Raw genomic sequence first — 20,214 nt, 5'->3', positions numbered from 1 at the left:
CCGACAGGCCGCCCGCCCGGCGCCGGGCGGGGGGGCTGTCGGGGGTGCTGCCCGGCGGAACTGCCAGGCGCGTCCCGGCTCCGCCCACCACCGGCCGCCGAGCGGCTCCTGAGCGATTCGCTGGGGTGGTCCGGTCTGCCGGGCAGCTCGACCGGCCGCCCGCCGTCGCCCGCAGTCCGTCATCGCCCGCCGGGCGGCTCCTAGACGATCCGCAGGGGTTGGTGCGGCCCGTCCGGCAGCTCGACCGTGATCGGGTCCCCGGGCCGCACCACGCCCCCGCTCAGCACCACACTCATGATCCCGGACTTGAAGGCCGGCCGGCCGTCCGGACCTCGCCCGACGACCTGCTTCATGAGCCCTTGCCGGAAGCCGTCGATCTGCGCGCAGGGATTGCGCAGCCCGGTGACCTCGACCACGGCCTCCCCGCCGAGCCGCAGCAGCGTCCCGGTGGGCAGCCCGAGCAGGTCGATCCCGCGGGTGGTCACGTTCTCCCCGAGTTCCCCGGCGGCCACCTCGAACCCGGCCGCCCGCACCTGCGCGAACAGCTCCTCGTGGATCAGGTGCACCTGCCGCAGATTCGGCTGCGAGGGATCCTTCTTCATCCGGAACCGGTGCTTCACCGTCGTCCCGGCATGTACGTCCCCCGCCACCCCGAGCCCGGCGATCAGCGTGACGCTCTCCCGGTTGGGCTTGGTGAAGGAGTACGTACCGCTCCTGCTGACAGCACTGACCGACCCGCTCATACGACGGAACTCCCCTCGTCCCACGACTCCCAGTGAACCGCAGGCCAGAGCCTAGGGGAGGCCGGCCCGCCCCCTCAGCACTCGATGATGTTGACCGCCAGCCCGCCCCGGGCCGTCTCCTTGTACTTGACGCTCATGTCCGCGCCCGTTTCCTTCATCGTCTTGATGACCTTGTCCAGGGACACCTTGTGCGAGCCGTCGCCGCGCATCGCCATGCGGGCCGCCGTGACCGCCTTCACCGCGGCCATGCCGTTGCGTTCGATGCAGGGGATCTGGACCAGCCCGCCCACGGGGTCGCAGGTCAGGCCGAGGTTGTGCTCCATGCCGATCTCGGCCGCGTTCTCGACCTGCTCGGGGGAGCCGCCGAGGACCTCGGCGAGCGCGCCCGCGGCCATCGAGCAGGCCGAGCCGACCTCGCCCTGGCAGCCGACCTCGGCGCCGGAGATGGAGGCGTTCTCCTTGAAGAGCATGCCGATCGCGCCGGCCGCGAGCAGGAAGCGGACCACACCGTCCTCCTTCTCCCCTTCGGAGGCGCCCCCGGCCGCGAAGTTCACGTAGTAGTGCAGGACCGCCGGGATGATGCCGGCCGCGCCGTTCGTGGGGGCCGTCACCACCCTGCCGCCTGCCGCGTTCTCCTCGTTGACCGCCATCGCGTACAGCGTGATCCACTCCATGGAGAGCGCCAACGGATCGCCTTCCGCCCGGAGTTGACGTGCCGTCATGGCCGCCCGGCGGCGGACGCGCAGGCCGCCCGGCAGGATGCCCTCACGGGACATGCCCCGGGACACGCACGCCCGCATCACCTGCCAGATCTCCAGCAGCCCGGCGCGGATCTCGTCCTCGGTGCGCCAGGCACGCTCGTTCTCCAGCATCAGCGAGGAGATCGACAGGCCGGTCTCCTTCGCCAGACGCAGCAGCTCGTCGCCGGTGCGGAAGGGGTACTTCAGGACCGTGTCGTCGAGCTTGATGCGGTCCGCGCCGACCGCTTCCTCGTCCACGACGAAGCCGCCGCCGACCGAGTAGTACGTCTTCGACAGCAGCTCGGCGCCCTGTGCGTCGTGGGCCCATATCGTCATGCCGTTGGCGTGGTACGGGAGGGCCTTGCGGCGGTGCAGGACCAGGTCGTCGTCGAAGGAGAACGGAACCTCGTGCGAGCCCAGCAGCCGCAGCCGCCCGGACTCCTTGATCTGCTCCACCCTGTCGTCCGCGCCCTCCACGTCCACCGTGCGCGGCGAGGCGCCCTCCAGACCGAGCAGCACCGCCTTCGGTGTGCCGTGGCCGTGGCCGGTCGCGCCCAGCGAGCCGTACAGCTCGCAGCGGACCGACGCGGCGGAGTCCAGCAGACCCTCGCTCCGCAGCCGCCGGGCGAACATGCGCGCCGCGCGCATCGGGCCGACCGTGTGGGAGCTTGACGGGCCGATGCCGATCGAGAACAGGTCGAAGACCGAGATGGCCACGGTGGAACTCCTCAATACGGGGTGGTGCGGGGTGCCGCCCACACCTCACAGTGTGCGCGGCACCCGGGAAAGGGAACTACTCGCTCAGACCGGGATACAGCGGGTGCTTGTCCGCCAGGGCCGTGACCCGGGCCTTCAGCGCCACCGCTTCGGCCTCAGCGAACGGGGACGGCGCCGTCAGCGTCTCCGCGATCACGTTTGCGACCTCGGTGAAGTCCTCGGCGGTGAAGCCGCGGGTCGCCAGGGCGGGCGTGCCGATCCGCAGACCGGAGGTCACCATCGGCGGCCGCGGGTCGTTCGGGACCGCGTTGCGGTTGACGGTGATGCCGACCTCGTGGAGCCGGTCCTCGGCCTGCTGACCGTCCAGCTCGGACTCGCGCAGGTCGACCAGGATCAGGTGCACGTCGGTGCCGCCGGACAGGACGTTCACCCCGGCCGCGCGGGCGTCCGGCGCGGTCAGGCGCTCGGCGAGGATCTTCGCGCCCTCGACGGTGCGGGCCTGACGCTCCTTGAACTCCTCGCTCGCGGCGACCTTGAAGGAGACCGCCTTGGCCGCGATCACGTGCTCCAGGGGGCCGCCCTGGAAGCCCGGGAAGACGGACGAGTTCAGCTTCTTCGCGAATTCCTTCCTCGCGAGGATGATGCCGCCGCGGGGGCCGCCCAGCGTCTTGTGGGTGGTGGACGTGACGACATCGGCGTACTCGACGGGGTTCGGGTGCAGACCCGCCGCGACCAGACCCGCGAAGTGCGCCATGTCGACCCACAGGAAGGCCTCGACCTCGTCCGCGATCCGGCGGAACTCGGCGAAGTCCAGCTGTCGCGGGTACGCCGACCAGCCCGCGATGATCACCTTCGGGCGGTGCTCCTTGGCGAGCCGCTCGACCTCGGCCATGTCGACCAGACCGGCGCCGTCCACGTGGTAGGCCACCACGTTGAACTGCTTGCCGGAGAAGTTCAGCCGCATGCCGTGGGTCAGGTGGCCGCCGTGCGCCAGGTCCAGGCCGAGGATCGTGTCGCCGGGCTGGGCCAGCGCGAACAGGGCGGCCTGGTTGGCGGAGGCGCCCGAGTGGGGCTGGACGTTGGCGTACTCGGCGCCGAACAGCTCCTTGATCCGGTCGATCGCGATCTGCTCGGCCACGTCCACGTGCTCGCAGCCGCCGTAGTAGCGGCGGCCCGGGTAGCCCTCGGCGTACTTGTTGGTCAGGACCGAGCCCTGCGCCTCCATCACCGCGAGCGGAGCGAAGTTCTCCGAGGCGATCATCTCGAGCGTGGACTGCTGGCGGTTCAGCTCGGCGTCGACCGCGGCGGCGATCTCCGGGTCGAGCTCGTGCAGGGGCGTGTTCAGGACGGACATGCGTCTACGACTCCTCAGCCGGCGGTGAAGGCGGTGTACTCGTCGGCGGTGAGCAGGTCGTCCTGCTCGCCCGCCGCGCGTACCTTGAACAGCCATCCGCCCTCGAAGGGGGCGGAGTTGACCAGCGCCGGGTCGTCGACGACGTCCTGGTTGACCTCGACGATCTCACCGGAGACCGGCGCGTACAGCTCACTGACCGACTTGGTCGACTCCAGCTCGCCGCAGGTCTCGCCCGCGGTCACCGTGTCACCGACCTCCGGGAGCTGGACGAAGACCACGTCGCCGAGGGCGTTGGCCGCGTGCTCCGTGATGCCGACCGTCGAGACGCCGTCCTCGGCGACCGACAGCCACTCGTGCTCCTTGCTGTAGCGCAGCTGCTGGGGGTTGCTCATGGCCTGAATTCTCCTGTACGCGGGGGAGTGCTGGTGAATGGGGGACTGCTGGAAACGCGCGTGAGCAGCGGAAATGTGCTCAGGGTCACGCGCGGGGGTGCGACCTCGTGTCCAGTCTCTACTTCTGGCGCTTGTAGAACGGCAGCGGCACGACCTCGTACGGCTCGTGGCTGCCTCGGATGTCCACACCCACGCCCGCGGTCCCCGGCGCCGCGTGGGCGGCGTCGACGTACGCCATCGCGATCGGCTTGCCGAGGGTGGGGGAGGGAGCACCGGAGGTGACCTCGCCGATCACCTCGCCGCCGGCGACGACCGCGTACCCGGCACGCGGGACCCGGCGGCCCTCGGCGACCAGGCCGACGAGGACCCGCGGGGGCTGCGCGGCGGCACGCTCCGCGGCCGTCTCCAGCGCCGTACGCCCGACGAAGTCGCCGTCCTTGTCGAACTTCACCACCCGGCCGAGCCCCGCGTCGAAGGGGGTGAGGGAGGTGCTCAGCTCGTGCCCGTACAGCGGCATGCCCGCCTCCAGGCGCAGCGTGTCCCGGCAGGACAGACCGCAGGGGACCAGGCCGGCGCCCTCGCCGGCCTTCGTCAGCGCCTGCCACAGCTCGACGGCGTGCTCCGGCCGCACGAACAGCTCGAAGCCGTCCTCGCCGGTGTAGCCGGTGCGCGCGATGAGCGCCGGAACGCCGGCGACGGTGCCGGGCAGGCCCGCGTAGTACTTCAGGCCGTCGAGGTCGGCGTCGGTGACGGCCGCGAGGATGCCGGGGGACTCGGGGCCCTGCACGGCGATCAGCGCACAGGCGTCGCGGTCGTCGCGGACCTCGGCGTCGAACCCGGCGGACCGCTCCACGAGCGCGTCCAGCACGACCTGCGCGTTGGAGGCGTTGGCGACCACCATGAACTCGGACTCGGCGAGCCGGTAGACGATCAGGTCGTCCAGGATGCCGCCGTCCGCCCGGCAGATCATGGTGTAGCGGGCGCGGCCGGCCTTGACCGCCCCGATGTTGCCCACCAGGGCGAAGTCGAGGAGGGCGGCGGCCTGCGGGCCGGTGACGGTGATCTCGCCCATGTGCGAGAGGTCGAAGAGCCCGGCCCGGGTGCGGACGGCCTGGTGCTCGTCGCGCTCCGAGCCGTAGCGCAGGGGCATGTCCCAGCCGGCGAAGTCGGTCATCGTCGCGCCGAGCGCACGATGCACGGCGTCGAGGGCGGTGTGGCGCGGCTCGGCGTGCTGGACGGATCCGGGTTCGGTACTGCTCATCGGGCGTTCGTCTCCCAAGGCGACGGAATCCCCCCGTGCGAGCGAAGCGGGGCACGCGGGCATGGGGGAAGGCGAGGTCGTTCCTCCCCATCTGTCATCGGAACCTGAGAGGTTCGCCATGAAGGCCCGCGAGGGGACCGCCCATGACTTGCACCTTGGGTGGAGCCACTGGAGACAGCGGCCCGCTTTTCAGATGTGCCTCGCCCGCGCGGTAACGGGGCCTGAGAGATTCAAGGGAGGGACTTGCTCCTTCGGCGCCCCAGCGAAACTGCTGCTGAGGACTCTCCCGCGCGGATTCAAACGGCCGGTATGCAGTTGGCGCGGCCATCATTGCACGGCTCGCCCCGATCCCGGCAGGCCGCATCTGTAACCGGTCTGTGGCGGTACGCGCACGAAATCGCCGGGCGCCGCGCATTACCTTCTCTTTACGCTTGACGGGGATGAGGACATCTGACCCCAGGGGAGGACGATCACGGTGAACAGGACGACCACGGCGAGGTCCACGGTATTCGCGACCGGCTCGGGGATCGCGCTGCCCGCGCAGCCCGGCGCCCCGACCCGGGAGGCGTGCGGCCCGCAGCAGGCGCCCGTCGTCCGCGACCTGCGCGAGCGGGCCGGCCGCAGCCCGCACGGCCTGCTCTTCGGCCCCCGTGACCTGGTTGTGGTCACCGGTCTGCCCGGCAGCGGCAAGTCCACGCTCATGCGGCGGGCGGTCCGGGGCCTGCGCGTCGACTCACAGGACACCCGGGACCGCTGGGACGCCCGCGCCCCCCGCTTCCTGCCCTACGGCCTCTACCGCCCCCTCGTCCGTCTCGCCCACTACGCCGGGCTGCGCCGTGCCCTGCGCGCCGGGGAGGGCGTCGTCGTGCACGACTGCGGTACGCAGGTCTGGGTCCGTGACTGGCTGGCCCGCGAGGCCCGCCGCCGCGGCGGAACCCTCCACCTGCTGCTGCTGGACGTCGGCGCGGACACGGCGCTCGAGGGGCAGCGTGAGCGCGGCCGGGGCGTCTCCCGGTACGCGTTCCTGCGCCACCGCCATGCCGCCGCCCGGCTGGTGAGCTCTGTGGAGAAGGGCCGACTGCCCGCGGGCTGCGGCTCGGCGGTGCTGCTGGACCGCGAGGCGGCCGACGCGCTGCGCCGCATCGGGTTCACGGGCTGACCGGAAGCACGGCCGATCGGGTTCAGGGGCTGATCGGAAGCACGGCCGATCGGGTTCACGGGCTGATCGGCACAGGCTGACCGGGTTCAGGGGCTGACCGGAAGCACGGGCCGACCGGGTTCACGGGCTGATCGGCACAGGCTGACCGGGTTCAGGGGCTGACCGGAAGCACGGCCGATCGGGTTCACGGGCTGATCGGCACAGGCTGACCGGGTTCAGGTGCCGACCGGAGCACGGGCCGATCGGGTTCACGGGCCGACCGGGTTCACGGGCCGAAGGCTCGGGTGCCGCCTCCGGCACCCGCTAGCCTTTCAGCCACACCAGAGTGAGCGGTTCTCAGCAGGCGGTAGGCAGATGGATTTCCCCCCGGCGAACTTCCCGACGGACTTCTCCCCGGACTTTCCGGCGCAGGCGCACCCCCATCCGCACGGCGGATGGCCCGGCAACGAACTGGAGGAGGTGCTCTCCGCCTCCCTCGGCATGCCGGGAGCCGGCGGCCGGATCGTCGAGGTGCTCGGGCGCAGCTTCGTCTGGGTGCCGCTGCCCGGCGGCGGCGGCCCGCACAGCGGCCCCCTCGACCTGCCCACCCTCGAGCTCGAGGGCCAGGTGTACGTGCCGGTCTTCAGCTCCGAGGAGCAGTTCCGGCAGGCCGTAGGCGGGCACATGTCGTACACGATCGCGCCGGCCGTGGAGTTCGCCCGGGGGCTGCCCCCGCAGGTGGGCATCCTGGTGAACCCGGACGGGGTGGTCGGCGTCCCGCTGCCACCGCCCGCCGTGGCCGAGCTCTGCCGGGCGGGCCGCACCCCGCTGGACGGCACGGCGGCCGGCGGCCGGGTCCGCCTGTACGAGCCCGACTGGCAGGACGATCCGATGGACTTCCTGGCCGCGGCCTCGGCGGAGTTCGACGCCACGGGCGTGGTCCGCACGGCCCGCCGCTGCCTGGCCGCCATCGAGACGGCGGACCCGGTGATGTTCGTGGGCGTGGAACTGTCCCAGTGGGAGGGCGATCCGCGCGCCCTTCCCCTGGAGGCTCTGGGCAGGGCCCTGACCAGGGCGGCCGCGCCCTGGCCGGTCAACCTGGTGCTCCTGGACGTGACCCAGGACCCGGTGGGCGACTGGATGCGGGAGCGGGTCCGGCCCTTCTACTCGCGCTAGGGGGCCCGCCCAGGGGCGCGGGGCCGTGTCCGTGTGCGGCTCCGCCGCGGGGCGCGCCCGGCCACGCACGCTGCGCGGCCCGGAGATCACGGCAGGCCCCGAGCTCTCAACGGCTCGACCAGTGGAGCGCCTAAGCTGGACCCCGACGCGGGGCAACTTCTCGAAGGGGCGATAAAAAGTGAGCGCTGGCACTGCCGCGACCGGCTCGGTCGAGCACATGCTGCGCCAGGTCACGCCCGGGCGCTACGACGCCTACGAGGCGCTCCTGCGCGCGCTCGCGACCTCCTCTTCCGGCCAGGTGTGGATGCTGCTCTGGCACGGCCAGGCCGGCTCTCCGGACGCCCAGTACGGAAACATGGAGGTCGACGGTCACGGCTACGCCCCCTGTGTCACCTCCGCCCAGGAGCTCAGCGCGAGCGGCTGGAACAGGTCGTACGAGGTGGTCGACGGTCTGGACGTGGCCCGCACCCTCTACCCCGACCACTACGGCCTCTGGCTGAACCCGCACGCCCCCGGCGGCGGTGTCGGCATTCCGTGGCTGGATCTGCGGCGCATCGCCACCGGGCTGGAGCGCCAGCCCGCGGGGCCGCTGCGGCTGTCCGAGCCCGGTATCGAGATTCCGCAGTTCTACGCCCTGCTCGCGCAGAACGCCCACCGTACCCCGGCGGTCCGGGCGCTGCGCCGCGCCTGGGTGCAGCCGGCGCTGGGCGCGCCCTATCTGGCCATCGGGCTCGACGTGTACGACTCCTCCCCGCCGGCCGTGGACGCCGTACGGGCGATGATGCAGCAGTCCATCGGCGCCGTGCCGGACGGGCTGCCGGTGTCGACGGTCGCCATGACCGACGAGTACGACCCCGTCGTGATGTGGATGCGCGCCACCGCCCGGCCGTTCTACGACCGTGAGGCGCACGCCGCCGCCCCGGCCCAGGCTCCCGCCGGCGGCTACGGCTATCCGCCCACCGGACGTTACTGACACGTTTCGCCGCTTCCCCCGGTCCCACAGCGAGGTGGCGGCCGGACGTCTTCGCGCGTAGATGACGACTATTGGTACCGGTATTGTCCGATTAGGACCAATTAGTCACTGTCCGGGGGGCGTTACCCGCCGTCCGGATAACGGAACCCCACTACCCGGATCACGTTTACGCATCCATTCACTGCCAAGTCTGGCTACAGATCGCCAAACCGTTGAAGACTCCGGCGTCAGGGGACTTATCCCCTGCGTATTACGGACTGATCACGCCGCTACAGCGGCAAGTGCGGGCCGGCTACCGCCGGTTGAGAGGGGTCCCTGCCAGATGACGGCACCATTGCACGAGCCGACCGCGGAAGCGGCCCCGAGCGCGGCCGAAGAAGCGTCGGTCGCCACCAGCGGCGCCAAGGCCGTTCAGGGCCGTTCCCTGGGCCGGATCGCCTGGGAGCGCCTCAAGCGGGACAAGCTCGCCCTGACGGGCGGCGTCGTCGTGCTCCTCCTGGTCGTGGTCGCGCTGCTGGCGCCGGTCATCACGAGCCTCCTGGGGCAGGACCCGAACGAGTACCACGAGAACCTCATCGACCCGCTCTTCGGTACGCCCACGGGCTCCCTGGGCGGCATCAGCGGCGACCACCTGCTCGGTGTCGAGCCGGTCAACGGCCGCGACATCTTCGCCCGCATCCTCTACGGGGCCCGGATCTCGCTGCTGGTCGGCTTCCTGTCCGCCGTGGTCGCGGTGATCCTCGGCACGGTGCTGGGCATCCTCGCGGGCTTCTTCGGCGGCTGGGTCGACTCCCTGATCAGCCGGGTGATGGACGGTCTGCTCGCCTTCCCGCAGCTGCTGTTCATCATCGCGCTGGTCTCCGTCATGCCGAACCACATGCTGGGCCTCACCGGTTCGAGCGTGCGCGTGTTCGTGATGATCCTGGTCATCGGCTTCTTCGGCTGGCCCTACATCGGACGCGTGGTGCGCGGCCAGACGCTCTCGCTGCGTGAGCGCGAGTACGTCGAGGCCGCCCGATCGCTGGGCGCGGGGCGGCTGTACATCCTGTTCAAGGAACTGCTGCCCAACCTGGTCGCCCCGATCGTCGTGTACACGACGATGATGATCCCCACCAACATCCTCACCGAGGCGGCGCTCAGCTTCCTGGGCGTCGGCGTCAAGCCGCCCACCGCCTCGTGGGGGCAGATGCTCTCGAGCGCGATCGACTACTACGAGTCCGACCCCATGTACATGGTGGTCCCGGGTGTGGCGATCTTCATCACCGTGCTGGCGTTCAACCTCTTCGGTGACGGCATCCGGGACGCGCTCGACCCCAAGGCCTCGCGCTGATCCGCCCCGCCGGGGATCCGCGACCACAGCGAGCCGCAGAACCGCCGAGAACACGGCACCCCAACCGTCCCGTGGCCTTCACACGGGGTATCTCTCATCTATCCGGAGGATCCGAGATCGTGACTACCCAACGCACCTCAGGGCGGCGGAAGCAGGCGCTTGCCGCTACTGCCGCGGTCGCCGCGCTGCTGACCACGGCAGCGTGCGGCGGCGGTGGAGACGACGGCGACAAGGGCTCGAGCTCCGGTGCCGCCGGCTTCGACGCCGCGAACAACAAGGTCGCCCAAGCCTCCGCCGCCAAGAAGGGCGGCACGCTGAAGTTCGGTGCCGCACAGGACGCCGACTCGTGGGACACCACGCGTGGCTACTACGGCATGATGTGGAACTTCGCGCGCTACTACAGCCGCCAGCTCGTCACCAACAAGGCCGAGCCGGGTGCCGCGGGCGCCGAGATCACTCCGGACCTCGCCACCGCGGCCGCGAAGGTCACGGACGACGGCAAGACCTACACGTACACCCTGCGTGACGGCGTCACGTGGGAGGACGGCAAGGCGATCACGTCCAAGGACGTGAAGTACGGCATCGAGCGCGTGTGGGCGCAGGACGTGCTGTCCGGCGGTCCGACGTACCTGAAGGACGTGCTCGACCCCAAGGGTGCGTACAAGGGCCCCTACAAGGACACGTCCGCGGACAAGCTGGGTCTGAAGGCGATCGACACGCCCGACGACAAGACCATCGTCTTCCACCTCCCGCAGGCCAACTCGGACTTCGAGGAGATGCTGGCCCTGGTCTCGGCCTCGCCGGTCCGCCAGGACAAGGACACCAAGTCCAAGTACGGCCTGAAGCCGTTCTCCTCGGGCCCGTACAAGTTCGAGTCCTACGCCCCGGGCAAGGACCTCAAGCTGGTCCGCAACACCTCCTGGAAGCAGGCCTCGGACCCGATCCGCAAGGCCTACCCGGACCAGATCACCATCCAGTTCTTCTCGGACGCCAACCAGCTCGACCAGCGTCTGCTCAGCGGTGACCTGGACCTCGACCTGAACCAGACCGGCATGTCGCCGCAGGGCCGCACCACCGCCCTGAAGCAGCACAAGGCCAACCTGGACAACCCGGTCTCCGGCTACGTCCGTTACGCGGTCTTCCCGCAGAGCGTCGCGCCGTTCAACAACGTCGAGTGCCGCAAGGCCGTGATCCTGGGCGCCGACCACGTGTCGCTCCAGACCGCCCGCGGTGGTCCGGTCGCCGGTGGTGACATCGGCACCAACATGCTGCCGCCGTCCGTCCCGGGTGCCGAGGGCCAGAAGTACGACCCGTACGAGATCTCCGGTGCCAACAAGAGCGGCAACGAGGCCAAGGCCAAGGAGGCCCTGAAGGCCTGCGGTCAGCCGAACGGCTTCAAGACCACCATCGCGGTGCGTAACAACAAGCCGGTCGAGGTGGCCACCGCCCAGTCCCTCCAGGCGTCGCTGAAGAAGATCGGCATCAACGCCGAGATCGACCAGTACGACGGCTCGCAGACCGCCGGCATCATCGGTAGCCCCTCGAACGTGAAGAAGAAGGGCTACGGCATCATCATCATGGGCTGGGGTCCGGACTTCCCGTCCGTCCAGGGCTTCGGTCTCCCGCTGTGGAGCAGCAAGTACATCGCGCAGAGCGGTAACAACAACTACGCGCTCATCAACGACAAGACGATCGACGGCCTGTTCTCGTCGTACGTCACCACGCTGGACGACGCCGGCAAGACCAAGATCGCCACGGAGATCAACCACAAGGTGATGGAGGGCGCGTACTACCTGCCCTTCGTCTTCGAGCGGTTCATCAACTGGCGCTCGGACAACCTGGCGAACGTCTACACCACCGACGGTTACAGCGGTCAGTACGACTTCGTCAACCTCGGTCTGAAGAACCCGAAGAAGTAGTCCCGGCACACCCGCCGAACGGCACGAAAGGCAGGTGAAGGCCGGCGCGGCGGATCCGCGGGTCACTGGACACAATCCGGTGGCCCGCGGTCCGCGGCGGGCCGAGAGCTGTGCTCGCTTACCTCATCAGGCGGCTGTTCGCCGCCGTAGTGATGCTCGTGGTCATCGTCATGGTGGTCTTCGGCATCTTCTTCCTCATCCCCAAGTGGGCTGGCGTAGACATCGCCTTGAGCTTCGTGGGCAAGCAGGCCGACCCTGCCGCCGTCGAGGGTGTGCGCGAGAAGCTGGGCCTGGGCGACCCGATCTACGCCCAGGTCTGGGAGTTCTTCAAGGGCATCTTCGCCGGCCGTACCTACACGGGCGGCGGCGATTCCATCCACTGCGCCGCGCCTTGCTTCGGCTACTCCTTCCGCAGTGAGCAGGCCGTCTGGCCGGTGCTGACCGACCGCTTCCCGGTGACCCTGGCGCTCGCGCTCGGTGCCGCCGTGCTGTGGCTCATCTTCGGTGTCTCGGCCGGTGTGCTCTCCGCCCTCAAGCGGGGCAGCATGTGGGACCGCGGCGCGATGGTGATCGCGCTGTCGGGTGTCTCCCTGCCCATCTACTTCACCGGCATGGTCGCCCTGTCGATCTTCGTGTACGGACTCGACCTGTTCGACGGGCAGTTCGTACCCCTGGACGAGAGTTTCAGCGGCTGGTTCGGCGGCATGATCCTGCCCTGGGTCACCCTCGCGTTCCTCTACGCGGCGATGTACGCCCGCATCACCCGGGCCACCATGCTGGAGATCCTCGGCGAGGACTACATCCGCACCGCCCGCGCCAAGGGCCTCAAGGAGCAGACCGTCATCGGCAAGCACGCCATGCGCTCCACGATGACTCCGCTGCTGACCATGCTCGGCATGGACCTGGGCGCCCTCATCGGCGGTGCGATCCTGACCGAGACGGCGTTCAACCTGCCCGGTCTCGGCCAGGCGGTCCTCAACGCCATCAAGAACCAGGACCTGCCCATCATCCTGGGCGTCACCCTGATCACTTCTCTGGCGGTGCTCGTCGCCAACCTCGTGGTGGACATTATGTACGCCGTGATCGACCCCCGAGTGAGGCTCGCATGACCGAACTCAGCAAGAGCGGAGCGGCCGTGGGCGAGCCCACCCCCGCCTCGCCCGCGCCGACCGCCTTCCTCGAGGTGCGTGACCTCAAGGTGCACTTCCCGACCGACGACGGTCTGGTCAAGTCCGTCGACGGGCTCAGCTTCCAGCTGGAGAAGGGCAAGACCCTCGGCATCGTGGGCGAGTCCGGCTCCGGCAAGTCGGTGACCTCGCTCGGCATCATGGGTCTGCACACCGCCGGCCAGTACGGCAAGCGCAAGGCGCAGATCTCCGGCGAGATCTGGCTGGACGGCACCGAGCTGCTGTCCGCCGACCCGGACCACGTGCGCAAGCTGCGCGGCCGCGAGATGGCGATGATCTTCCAGGATCCGCTGTCGGCGCTGCACCCGTACTACACGATCGGTCAGCAGATCGTGGAGGGGTACCGGATCCACCACGACGTCACCAAGAAGGCCGCCAAGCGCCGTGCGGTCGAGATGCTCGACCGGGTGGGCATCCCGCAGCCGGACAAGCGGGTCGACAGCTACCCGCACGAGTTCTCCGGCGGTATGCGTCAGCGCGCGATGATCGCGATGTCGCTGGTCAACAACCCCGAGCTGCTGATCGCGGACGAGCCGACGACCGCCCTGGACGTGACCGTCCAGGCGCAGATCCTCGACCTGATCCGCGACCTCCAGAAGGAGTTCGGCTCCGCGGTCATCGTCATCACCCACGACCTGGGCGTCGTCGCCGAACTGGCCGACGACATCCTGGTGATGTACGGCGGCCGCTGTGTCGAGCGGGGCCCGGCGGACAAGGTGTTCTACGAGCCCCGGCACCCCTACACCTGGGGTCTGCTCGGCTCGATGCCGCGCCTGGACCGTGAGCAGCAGGAGCGCCTGATCCCGGTCAAGGGCTCCCCGCCCTCGCTGATCAACATCCCGTCCGGCTGCGCCTTCAACCCGCGCTGCCCGTACGCGGACCTCCCGAAGGACAACGTCACCCGCACCGTACGGCCCGAGCTGGCCGAGGTCGGCAGCCGCCACTGGGCCGCCTGCCACCTGGGCACGGAGCAGCGGGAGCGTATCTGGACCGAAGAGATTGCGCCGAAGCTGTGAGTGACGACGAGAAAGCGGTGAAGATCCCCGCGCAGGCCGACGGGCCGACGGAGGGCGCCACCCTCACCAAGGACGCCGCCCCCGGCGAGGTCCTGCTGAAGGTGACCGGGCTCCAGAAGCACTTCCCGATCAAGAAGGGCCTGCTCCAGCGGCAGGTCGGGGCGGTGCACGCGGTCGACGGCATCGACTTCGAGGTCCGCTCCGGCGAGACGCTCGGTGTCGTGGGCGAGTCCGGCTGCGGCAAGTCCACGATGGGCCGGCTGATCACCCGGCTGCTCGAACCGACCGCCGGCAAGGTCGAGTTCCAGGGCAAGGACATCACGCACCTCGGGGTGAGCGGCATGCGTCCGCTGCGCCGCGATGTGCAGATGATCTTCCAGGACCCGTACTCGTCGCTGAACCCGCGTCACACCATCGGCACGATCGTCGGTGCTCCCTTCAAGCTCCAGGGCGTCGAGCCCGAGGGCGGCGTCAAGAAGGAAGTGCAGCGGCTGCTGTCGGTCGTGGGTCTCAACCCCGAGCACTACAACCGCTACCCGCACGAGTTCTCAGGCGGTCAGCGGCAGCGCATCGGCATCGCCCGCGCGCTCGCGCTGAACCCGAAGCTGGTCGTCGCGGACGAGCCGGTCTCGGCCCTCGACGTGTCGATCCAGGCCCAGGTCGTCAACCTGCTCGACGACCTGCAGCAGGAGCTCGGGCTCACGTATGTGATCATCGCGCACGACCTCTCGGTCGTCCGGCACGTCTCGGACCGTATCGCGGTGATGTACCTCGGCAAGATCGTGGAGCTGGCCGACCGCGACCTGCTCTACAAGTCGCCGATGCACCCGTACACCAAGGCGCTGATGTCGGCGGTGCCGATTCCGGACCCGCGCCGCAAGAACGCCAAGAGCGAGCGGATCCTGCTCAAGGGCGACGTGCCCTCGCCGATCTCGCCGCCGAGCGGCTGCCGCTTCCACACCCGGTGCTGGAAGGCGACGCAGATCTGCACGACCAAGGAGCCGGCGCTCGTCGAGCTGCGGCCGGGCCAGCAGGTCGCCTGCCACCACCCGGAGAACTTCGCGGACCAGGCTCCGCAGGACACCGTCCTGCTGACCGTCGCGAAGGAGGCGGCGGAGCTGGTGGCCGACGAGGTGCTCGCGGAGTCGGCGGAGACGTCGGCGGCGGTGGCGGCGGAAGTGGCGGCCGAGGCCGCCGCGGGTGCCGGGGCTGCCGTGGCCGTGGAGCCGACCGTGGCGGCTGAGCCCGCCGTGGCTGTGGAGCCGACCGTGGCGGCTGAGCCTGCCGTGGCTGTGGAGCCGACCGTGGCGGCTGAGCCCGCCGGGGACGCGGATGCGGATGCGGACCCGGCCGGTGAGGCCGCTCCGGAGGCCTCCGGAGATGACACTCCCGCCAAGGAGAAGTAAGTAACACGGAGCCCCCGCCTTGCAATGTAAGGCGGGGGCTTTGTGCTGGGCGAGAATGTAGGGGTGCTCCAGCAAATCTTCAGCCCCTCCGTCCAGCACACGCTCGACCTGGTCGGCATCTTCGTCTTCGCCATCTCGGGCGCGCTGCTGGCCGTCCGCAAGAACTTCGACGTGTTCGGCATCGCCATGCTCGCCGAGGTCACCGCGCTGGGCGGCGGGGTCTTCCGGGACCTGGTCATCGGGGCCGTGCCCCCGGCCGCCTTCACGGATCTGGGGTACTTCCTCACCCCGCTGCTGGCCGCCCTGCTGGTCGTCTTCCTGCACCCGCAGGTGGAGCGCATCCAGCAGGGCGTGAACGCCTTCGACGCGGCCGGCCTCGGCCTGTTCTGCGTCACGGGGACGACGAAGGCCTACGACTACGGCCTCGGCCTCACCGCGTCGGCCGCGCTGGGTGTCGCCACCGCCGTCGGCGGCGGTGTGCTGCGCGACGTGCTGGCCAACGAGGTGCCCTCGCTGCTGCGCTGGGACCGCGACCTCTACGCGGTCCCAGCGATGGTCGGCGCCACCATGGTGGTGCTCTGCATCCGCTACGACGTGCTCACGCCGCTGGCCAGCGGCGTGAGCACGGTCACGGCTTTCGTGCTGCGGCTGCTCGCGATGCGGTTCCACTGGCGAGCGCCGCGCGCTTGGAACCGGCGTTCGACGGTGCGCGAGGAGTAGCCGCCTTGCCCGCACCCGTGCCCGTGACCCGCTGCTGGCCCAGCTGTGTGGTCAGCCAGCGGAAGGCCGGCACGACCTGAGGCCGCCACAGCGCCATGGTGTGGCCGCCCGCGCTGCCCGGAATGTAGACGACGTGCACGGTCGTCGGCGCCTTCGCCTCCTGCCGCAGGGCCAGGGCCGCCTCGTAGCCGTCCTTGGGCTGGCCGGACAGGTAGAGGGCCACGGGGGGCGCCACGGCGGCCTTGCGCAGCAGCAGGTAGGGGTTGTTGGCCCGGCGCAGTGCGGGGCTCTGCGCGGCGAGGGAGTTGGGCTCGATGATCGGGTCGCTGTATCCGGACAGGCTGACCGCCGCCCGGTACCGGTCGGGGTGGGCGACGGCGAGCTTGGTCGCGCAGTGCGCCCCCGCCGAGTACCCGGCGACCGCCCAGCCCTTGGGCGCGGACTGGACCCGGAAGTTGTCCTTGATCATCTTCGGTACGTCGATGCTCAGCCAGCTGTCCGCGTTGACGGTGCCCGGGACGTTGGCGCAGCCGGTGTCCACGCCCGGGAGCAGCGTGGTGCGCGGTGCGACCAGGATGAACGGGGCGACCTTGCCCTCGCGCATCAGCGGCGCCAGTTGTTCGTGCACCCGCAGCGTCCCGTACCAGGACTTCGCGGAGCCGGGATAGCCCGGCAGCAGCTCCACCACGGGGAAGGCGCGGTGCGCGTAGGCGGGCTCGCCGTACTGCGGGGGCAGCCAGACGTAGACCTCGGCGTTGACACCCGAGACCTGGCCCTTGAGCTGGGTGACGCGTACCCCGCCGGCCGCGTGCATCGCCGGCCCCTCGGCCTGGGTGAACGTCTGCCGGACCTTGGGCAGCCGGTCCAGTGCGATACCGCCGGTGCCGTCGGGACCCAGGTCGGCGGCCTGGTTCACATGGGTGCCGGTACCCAGCAGGTCCTCCCAGGTGTCGTACAGGCCGTTGGCGTTGTTGACCAGGACGAATACCAGGGCCACGGCCGTGCCCTGGGCGAACAGCAGCATCACCATCCGGGCCGCGGCGCGCAGGACGCGCGGCCCGCGCAGCCGCGACCACATCAGCAGCGGCAGCGCGACGGCGAGGACGGACAGCGCGATCAGGGTGTAGAGGAACGGAGTCCCGGTGAGGCTCATGTCTTTGCAGAGGGAAAACAGGGCGTCGAGGTTACGGACGAGTTCGGACACTTACCAAGAAATTGCCGACGGCTCACCCGTTCCGGCCATGGGCGGCCCCGGTGCGTTCATCTGGCTGTAGCATGACCGCAGCATCCAAAGCTACCGCTTAGTAATCACCTGTTGTACCGTTCAGGCATGCCAGAAGCAGCTACCGCGGCAGCCGAGCGGGCCTCCGCCGCCCTCGTCACGGCCTCGACCGGCGACAGTGATCTCGACAGCGAGTTCGACCGCGACACCGCGCTCACCCGACGCGCGCCCGGTGTCTACGACATCGACCTCTCGGCCGGCTGGACGATCATCAGTGCCGTCAACGGCGGCTATCTCCTCGCCGTCCTCGGCCGCGCTCTCGCGGACGCCCTCCCGCACCGCGACCCGTTCACGATCTCGGCGCACTACCTCACGGCGTCGCAGCCCGGCCCCGCGGTCGTGCGCACGGACATCGTCCGCACCGGCCGCACCCTGTCGACCGGCCAGGCCTCGCTCTTCCAGTACGACGAGAACGGCGCCGAGATCGAGCGCATCCGGGTGCTCGCCTCCTACGGCGATCTGGACACCCTGCCGGACGACGTCCGTACGACGGCGAAGCCGCCCGCGATCCCGCCGATGGACCAGTGCTTCGGCCCCGAGGACGGACCGGCGCCCGTCGACGGCAGCTCCGCGATCGCCGACCGGCTGATGCTCAAGCTCGACCCGTCGACCCTCGGCTGGGCACTCGGACAGCCCTCCGGCAAGGGCGAGATGCGGGCCTGGTTCGGCCTCAAGGACGGCCGCGACCCCGACCCGCTCTCCCTCCTCCTCGCGGTGGACGCCCTGCCGCCCACCGCCTTCGAGATCGGCCTGCGCGGCTGGGTCCCCACGGTCGAGCTGACGGTGCACGTCCGCTGCCGTCCGGCTCCGGGCCCGCTGCGCGTCTCCATCACCACCCGCAACCTCGCGGGCGGTTTCCTGGAGGAGGACGCCGAGGTCTGGGACAGCGTGGACCGACTGGTCGCGCAGTCACGGCAGTTGGCGCGGGTCAGGCTCGGCTGAGCGGTTCCCGACCAGGCCGGGTCCCCGCTTCTGTCACGGAGCCGTACCAGCGCACCCCCTCGGCCCCCGAGATGAACTCCCAGGTCAGAGCGGTTTCTTGAGGTGTGCTTTACCTGATTGACAGGCGAGGGACAGAGGGGCCAAAAGGAAGCCCTAAGCGCCGTTGGTTGAGTTCCGGTCTCAGGTTCTCCTCATCTTCCACGGAGCTGTTTCTCATGAAGCGTGCGCTGATGCCCGTCCGTCTCGTGCCCGCGGTGGCGCTGCTGGCGCTCTCGCCCCTCGCCCTGGTGGCCTGCGGCTCGGGCGACTCCTCCTCGACCGGCGGCACCTCCGCTCAGCAGTCCTGCTCGCCGCCGTCCGGCAACGCCTCGGGCATGCCTGGCGGCGCCCCCTCCGGGGCCCCGTCGGGTGCGCCGACCGGTGCGGCCTCGGGACAGCCGACCGGCACGCCGACCGGTGTCCCGTCGGGCATGCCGAGCGGCGGGCCCGGCGGTGGCGGGCAGGGCGGCCCCGGCGGCGGCCAGGGCGGCGGCTGCGGCGGTGCGGGCGGAGGCCAGGGGCAGCAGGCCCAGCAGGGCTGACGGCGGTTCACCCACAGGGGCGGCGCACTCGGGAACGGGTGCGCCGCCCCTGCGTGTGCGGGCGCGGGTGTGCGGGCCGGCCTGCGGCTGTCAGTCCAGCCAGTGGTGGCGGCCGATGCTGATGAGCCGCAGCCGGCGGGCCGCGAGCCGGCCGACCCGCTCCCGGTCGTCCGGCGAGGCCTCCAGCGCCTCCAGGAACAGCGAGGCCGTGATGAGCATCTGGTCGACGTAGAGGTGCGACAGCATCAGCAGGTCGTCGCCGCTCCAGCCGTCGGCCGCCGCGTCCTTGGCCAGTTCGGTCCTCACCTCCTCGGCGAACCGGGCCAGTTGATCCCGGATCGCCTCGCGCACCGGCTGAACTCCGCCATGTCGCTCGCGGGCGATGAAACGGACGTGAGCGGGGTACGCGTTGACGTGACCGTCGATCAACTCCACAGCGCGCACGATGCGTTCCTCGCTCGTGTCGGCCGTGGTCACGGTGGTGCGGATCATCGGGTGCAGGCTGCCCAGCGCCTCCTCGACCAGGGCCACGCCCAGGTCCGCGGTGGAGCGGAAGTGCCGGTAGAAGGCGGTCGGGGCGACCCCGACGGCGCGGGTGACCTCGCGCAGGCCCAGGCTGCTCAGGCTCTGCTCCTCCAGCAGGACCAACGCCGCGTCCATGAGCGCCTGCCGGGTCTTCTGCTTCTGGGCCTGCCTGATGCCGAAGGTGTGACTCATATCATCCAGTTAACAACTGTTCTCTGGAATTGAAAAGCCGGGGAACACGCTAGACTCGAGAGTCAGTGAACAAGTGTAACCACAACTGTTCACCCAAATTTTACGGAGGGGGATCCGATCCCATGCTGTTCCTCGTTGCGGCACTGCTGCTGTTCGGCCTCGTCATGGGCACCGTGGCCCACGCGCCGTTCACCTTCACCCTGGTCGCCGCCGCCGTGATCGCCGCCTGGCTCGGAGTCTTCGCGCTCCGCGAGCGCCACGGCCGCCGCCGGCACACCTCGACCCACTGACCGTCGCACGTTCATCCACAGGAGCTGACCAGTCATGCACCTCACCGCACCGGCCTCCCGCCGCACCGGCGTCCGGGACACCGACGGCATGGCCGTCGCGTCCTTCGTCCTCGGCCTTCTCGGCCTGCTCGTCCTCAACGTCTTCCTCGGCCCGATCGCGATCGTCCTGGCGGCGGTCGCCCTCCTGCGCGGCACTGCCCGCCGCGGGCGCGCCTACCTGGGCCTGGCGCTGGGCATCGCCGACCTCGTGGTCCTGGCGGCGTTCATGCAGGCGGACTCGACGATTTCCTGGAGCTTCTGACCGCAGGGGTCCACCTGGCAGCGAGGCGC

20 protein-coding genes and 1 riboswitch are annotated in these 20,214 nt (G+C 70.1%); of the genes, 13 read left to right on the top strand and 7 right to left on the bottom strand.

Annotated elements, in window-relative coordinates; all coding sequences use genetic code 11:
* Positions 1-200: 200 nt before the first annotated feature.
* The 5 genes from ACFWBB_RS21110 to gcvT form a co-directional block, all read right to left on the bottom strand.
* Positions 201-743 carry an MOSC domain-containing protein gene (locus ACFWBB_RS21110; protein ID WP_385274435.1) on the bottom strand — a complete coding sequence of 181 codons (543 nt, stop codon included), beginning with the start codon at positions 741-743 and terminating at the stop codon, positions 201-203.
* A gap of 74 nt (positions 744-817) precedes the next feature.
* Positions 818-2,200 carry an L-serine ammonia-lyase gene (locus ACFWBB_RS21105; protein WP_385274432.1) on the bottom strand — a complete coding sequence of 461 codons (1,383 nt, stop codon included), beginning with the start codon at positions 2,198-2,200 and terminating at the stop codon, positions 818-820.
* 76 nt (positions 2,201-2,276) lie between these two features.
* Entirely contained in the window at positions 2,277-3,554 is a 1,278-nt protein-coding gene (gene glyA, locus ACFWBB_RS21100) for a serine hydroxymethyltransferase (protein ID WP_385274429.1), read from the bottom strand.
* 14 nt (positions 3,555-3,568) lie between these two features.
* Positions 3,569-3,946, bottom strand: a complete 378-nt coding sequence (gene gcvH / locus ACFWBB_RS21095) for a glycine cleavage system protein GcvH (RefSeq protein WP_385274426.1) — start codon at positions 3,944-3,946, stop codon at positions 3,569-3,571.
* Positions 3,947-4,064: 118 nt separating this feature from the next.
* A complete protein-coding gene (gene gcvT / locus ACFWBB_RS21090) occupies positions 4,065-5,207 on the bottom strand; it encodes a glycine cleavage system aminomethyltransferase GcvT (RefSeq protein WP_385274423.1) in 1,143 nt (380 codons plus the stop codon).
* 199 nt (positions 5,208-5,406) lie between these two features.
* A riboswitch (glycine riboswitch) is annotated at positions 5,407-5,506 on the bottom strand.
* Positions 5,507-5,676: 170 nt separating this feature from the next.
* Here gcvT and ACFWBB_RS21085 point away from each other — a divergent pair.
* The 9 genes from ACFWBB_RS21085 (at position 5,677) to ACFWBB_RS21045 (ending at position 16,072) form a co-directional block, all read left to right on the top strand.
* Entirely contained in the window at positions 5,677-6,366 is a 690-nt protein-coding gene (locus ACFWBB_RS21085; protein ID WP_385274444.1) for an AAA family ATPase, read from the top strand.
* Positions 6,367-6,720: 354 nt separating this feature from the next.
* Positions 6,721-7,521 (top strand): enhanced serine sensitivity protein SseB, encoded by an 801-nt coding sequence (locus tag ACFWBB_RS21080; protein WP_385274420.1) that lies wholly within the window; start codon positions 6,721-6,723, stop codon positions 7,519-7,521.
* A gap of 217 nt (positions 7,522-7,738) precedes the next feature.
* Positions 7,739-8,494, top strand: coding sequence for an enhanced serine sensitivity protein SseB C-terminal domain-containing protein (locus ACFWBB_RS21075; RefSeq protein ID WP_385274441.1), 756 nt, complete (start codon positions 7,739-7,741; stop codon positions 8,492-8,494).
* 322 nt (positions 8,495-8,816) lie between these two features.
* Complete coding sequence (locus ACFWBB_RS21070) at positions 8,817-9,824, top strand: ABC transporter permease (RefSeq protein ID WP_385274417.1); 1,008 nt, start codon at positions 8,817-8,819, stop codon at positions 9,822-9,824.
* Positions 9,825-9,943: 119 nt separating this feature from the next.
* Positions 9,944-11,743 carry an ABC transporter substrate-binding protein gene (locus ACFWBB_RS21065; protein WP_385274414.1) on the top strand — a complete coding sequence of 600 codons (1,800 nt, stop codon included), beginning with the start codon at positions 9,944-9,946 and terminating at the stop codon, positions 11,741-11,743.
* A 110-nt stretch (positions 11,744-11,853) separates the two neighbouring features.
* Positions 11,854-12,852 carry an ABC transporter permease gene (locus ACFWBB_RS21060; RefSeq protein WP_385274411.1) on the top strand — a complete coding sequence of 333 codons (999 nt, stop codon included), beginning with the start codon at positions 11,854-11,856 and terminating at the stop codon, positions 12,850-12,852.
* On the top strand, positions 12,849-13,946 hold the full coding sequence (locus ACFWBB_RS21055) for an ABC transporter ATP-binding protein (RefSeq protein ID WP_385274408.1): 1,098 nt from the start codon (positions 12,849-12,851) through the stop codon (positions 13,944-13,946). Before ACFWBB_RS21060 ends, ACFWBB_RS21055 begins: the two co-directional genes overlap by 4 nt.
* Positions 13,943-15,352, top strand: coding sequence for an ABC transporter ATP-binding protein (locus tag ACFWBB_RS21050; RefSeq protein ID WP_385274405.1), 1,410 nt, complete (start codon positions 13,943-13,945; stop codon positions 15,350-15,352). The genes ACFWBB_RS21055 and ACFWBB_RS21050 overlap by 4 nt, the downstream gene beginning before the upstream one ends.
* A gap of 63 nt (positions 15,353-15,415) precedes the next feature.
* On the top strand, positions 15,416-16,072 hold the full coding sequence (locus ACFWBB_RS21045; RefSeq protein WP_385274402.1) for a trimeric intracellular cation channel family protein: 657 nt from the start codon (positions 15,416-15,418) through the stop codon (positions 16,070-16,072).
* Here ACFWBB_RS21045 and ACFWBB_RS21040 read toward each other — a convergent pair.
* Positions 15,981-17,225 carry an alpha/beta hydrolase gene (locus ACFWBB_RS21040; protein WP_385274399.1) on the bottom strand — a complete coding sequence of 415 codons (1,245 nt, stop codon included), beginning with the start codon at positions 17,223-17,225 and terminating at the stop codon, positions 15,981-15,983. The two genes, ACFWBB_RS21045 and ACFWBB_RS21040, sit on opposite strands and share 92 nt — an antisense overlap.
* A 177-nt stretch (positions 17,226-17,402) precedes the next feature.
* On the opposite strand from ACFWBB_RS21040, the gene ACFWBB_RS21035 reads away from it, so the two are divergent.
* On the top strand, positions 17,403-18,296 hold the full coding sequence (locus ACFWBB_RS21035) for a thioesterase family protein (RefSeq protein WP_385274396.1): 894 nt from the start codon (positions 17,403-17,405) through the stop codon (positions 18,294-18,296).
* 215 nt (positions 18,297-18,511) lie between these two features.
* Positions 18,512-18,877 carry a hypothetical protein gene (locus ACFWBB_RS21030; RefSeq protein ID WP_385274393.1) on the top strand — a complete coding sequence of 122 codons (366 nt, stop codon included), beginning with the start codon at positions 18,512-18,514 and terminating at the stop codon, positions 18,875-18,877.
* A gap of 90 nt (positions 18,878-18,967) precedes the next feature.
* Here ACFWBB_RS21030 and ACFWBB_RS21025 read toward each other — a convergent pair whose 3' ends face one another.
* Positions 18,968-19,594 carry a TetR family transcriptional regulator gene (locus tag ACFWBB_RS21025; RefSeq protein WP_385274390.1) on the bottom strand — a complete coding sequence of 209 codons (627 nt, stop codon included), beginning with the start codon at positions 19,592-19,594 and terminating at the stop codon, positions 18,968-18,970.
* Between the two features lie 122 nt (positions 19,595-19,716).
* Here ACFWBB_RS21025 and ACFWBB_RS21020 point away from each other — a divergent pair, with 122 nt between their 5' ends.
* A complete protein-coding gene (locus tag ACFWBB_RS21020; protein ID WP_200744280.1) occupies positions 19,717-19,884 on the top strand; it encodes a hypothetical protein in 168 nt (55 codons plus the stop codon).
* Between the two features lie 34 nt (positions 19,885-19,918).
* Positions 19,919-20,185 carry a DUF4190 domain-containing protein gene (locus ACFWBB_RS21015; protein WP_385274386.1) on the top strand — a complete coding sequence of 89 codons (267 nt, stop codon included), beginning with the start codon at positions 19,919-19,921 and terminating at the stop codon, positions 20,183-20,185.
* Positions 20,186-20,214: the final 29 nt, after the last annotated feature.

The organism is Streptomyces sp. NPDC060000 (assembly GCF_042737375.1).
Classification (GTDB): Bacteria; Actinomycetota; Actinomycetes; order Streptomycetales; family Streptomycetaceae; genus Streptomyces.
The sequence above is the reverse complement of the archived record's forward strand: the minus strand, read 5'-3'. Positions and strand labels throughout refer to the sequence as shown.

Excerpts from the sequence above, each read along its gene's own strand:
- ACFWBB_RS21075 (WP_385274441.1), top strand. The coding sequence starts at position 7,739 with ATGCTGCGCCAGGTCACGCCCGGGCGCTACGACGCCTACGAGGCGCTC.
- ACFWBB_RS21040 (WP_385274399.1), bottom strand. The coding sequence starts at position 17,225 with ATGAGCCTCACCGGGACTCCGTTCCTCTACACCCTGATCGCGCTGTCC.
- glyA (WP_385274429.1), bottom strand. The coding sequence starts at position 3,554 with ATGTCCGTCCTGAACACGCCCCTGCACGAGCTCGACCCGGAGATCGCC.
- ACFWBB_RS21020 (WP_200744280.1), top strand. The coding sequence starts at position 19,717 with ATGCTGTTCCTCGTTGCGGCACTGCTGCTGTTCGGCCTCGTCATGGGC.
- gcvT (WP_385274423.1), bottom strand. The coding sequence starts at position 5,207 with ATGAGCAGTACCGAACCCGGATCCGTCCAGCACGCCGAGCCGCGCCAC.
- ACFWBB_RS21025 (WP_385274390.1), bottom strand. The coding sequence starts at position 19,594 with ATGAGTCACACCTTCGGCATCAGGCAGGCCCAGAAGCAGAAGACCCGG.
- ACFWBB_RS21035 (WP_385274396.1), top strand. The coding sequence starts at position 17,403 with ATGCCAGAAGCAGCTACCGCGGCAGCCGAGCGGGCCTCCGCCGCCCTC.
- ACFWBB_RS21030 (WP_385274393.1), top strand. The coding sequence starts at position 18,512 with ATGAAGCGTGCGCTGATGCCCGTCCGTCTCGTGCCCGCGGTGGCGCTG.
- ACFWBB_RS21015 (WP_385274386.1), top strand. The coding sequence starts at position 19,919 with ATGCACCTCACCGCACCGGCCTCCCGCCGCACCGGCGTCCGGGACACC.
- ACFWBB_RS21070 (WP_385274417.1), top strand. The coding sequence starts at position 8,817 with ATGACGGCACCATTGCACGAGCCGACCGCGGAAGCGGCCCCGAGCGCG.
- ACFWBB_RS21080 (WP_385274420.1), top strand. The coding sequence starts at position 6,721 with ATGGATTTCCCCCCGGCGAACTTCCCGACGGACTTCTCCCCGGACTTT.
- gcvH (WP_385274426.1), bottom strand. The coding sequence starts at position 3,946 with ATGAGCAACCCCCAGCAGCTGCGCTACAGCAAGGAGCACGAGTGGCTG.
- ACFWBB_RS21055 (WP_385274408.1), top strand. The coding sequence starts at position 12,849 with ATGACCGAACTCAGCAAGAGCGGAGCGGCCGTGGGCGAGCCCACCCCC.
- ACFWBB_RS21110 (WP_385274435.1), bottom strand. The coding sequence starts at position 743 with ATGAGCGGGTCGGTCAGTGCTGTCAGCAGGAGCGGTACGTACTCCTTC.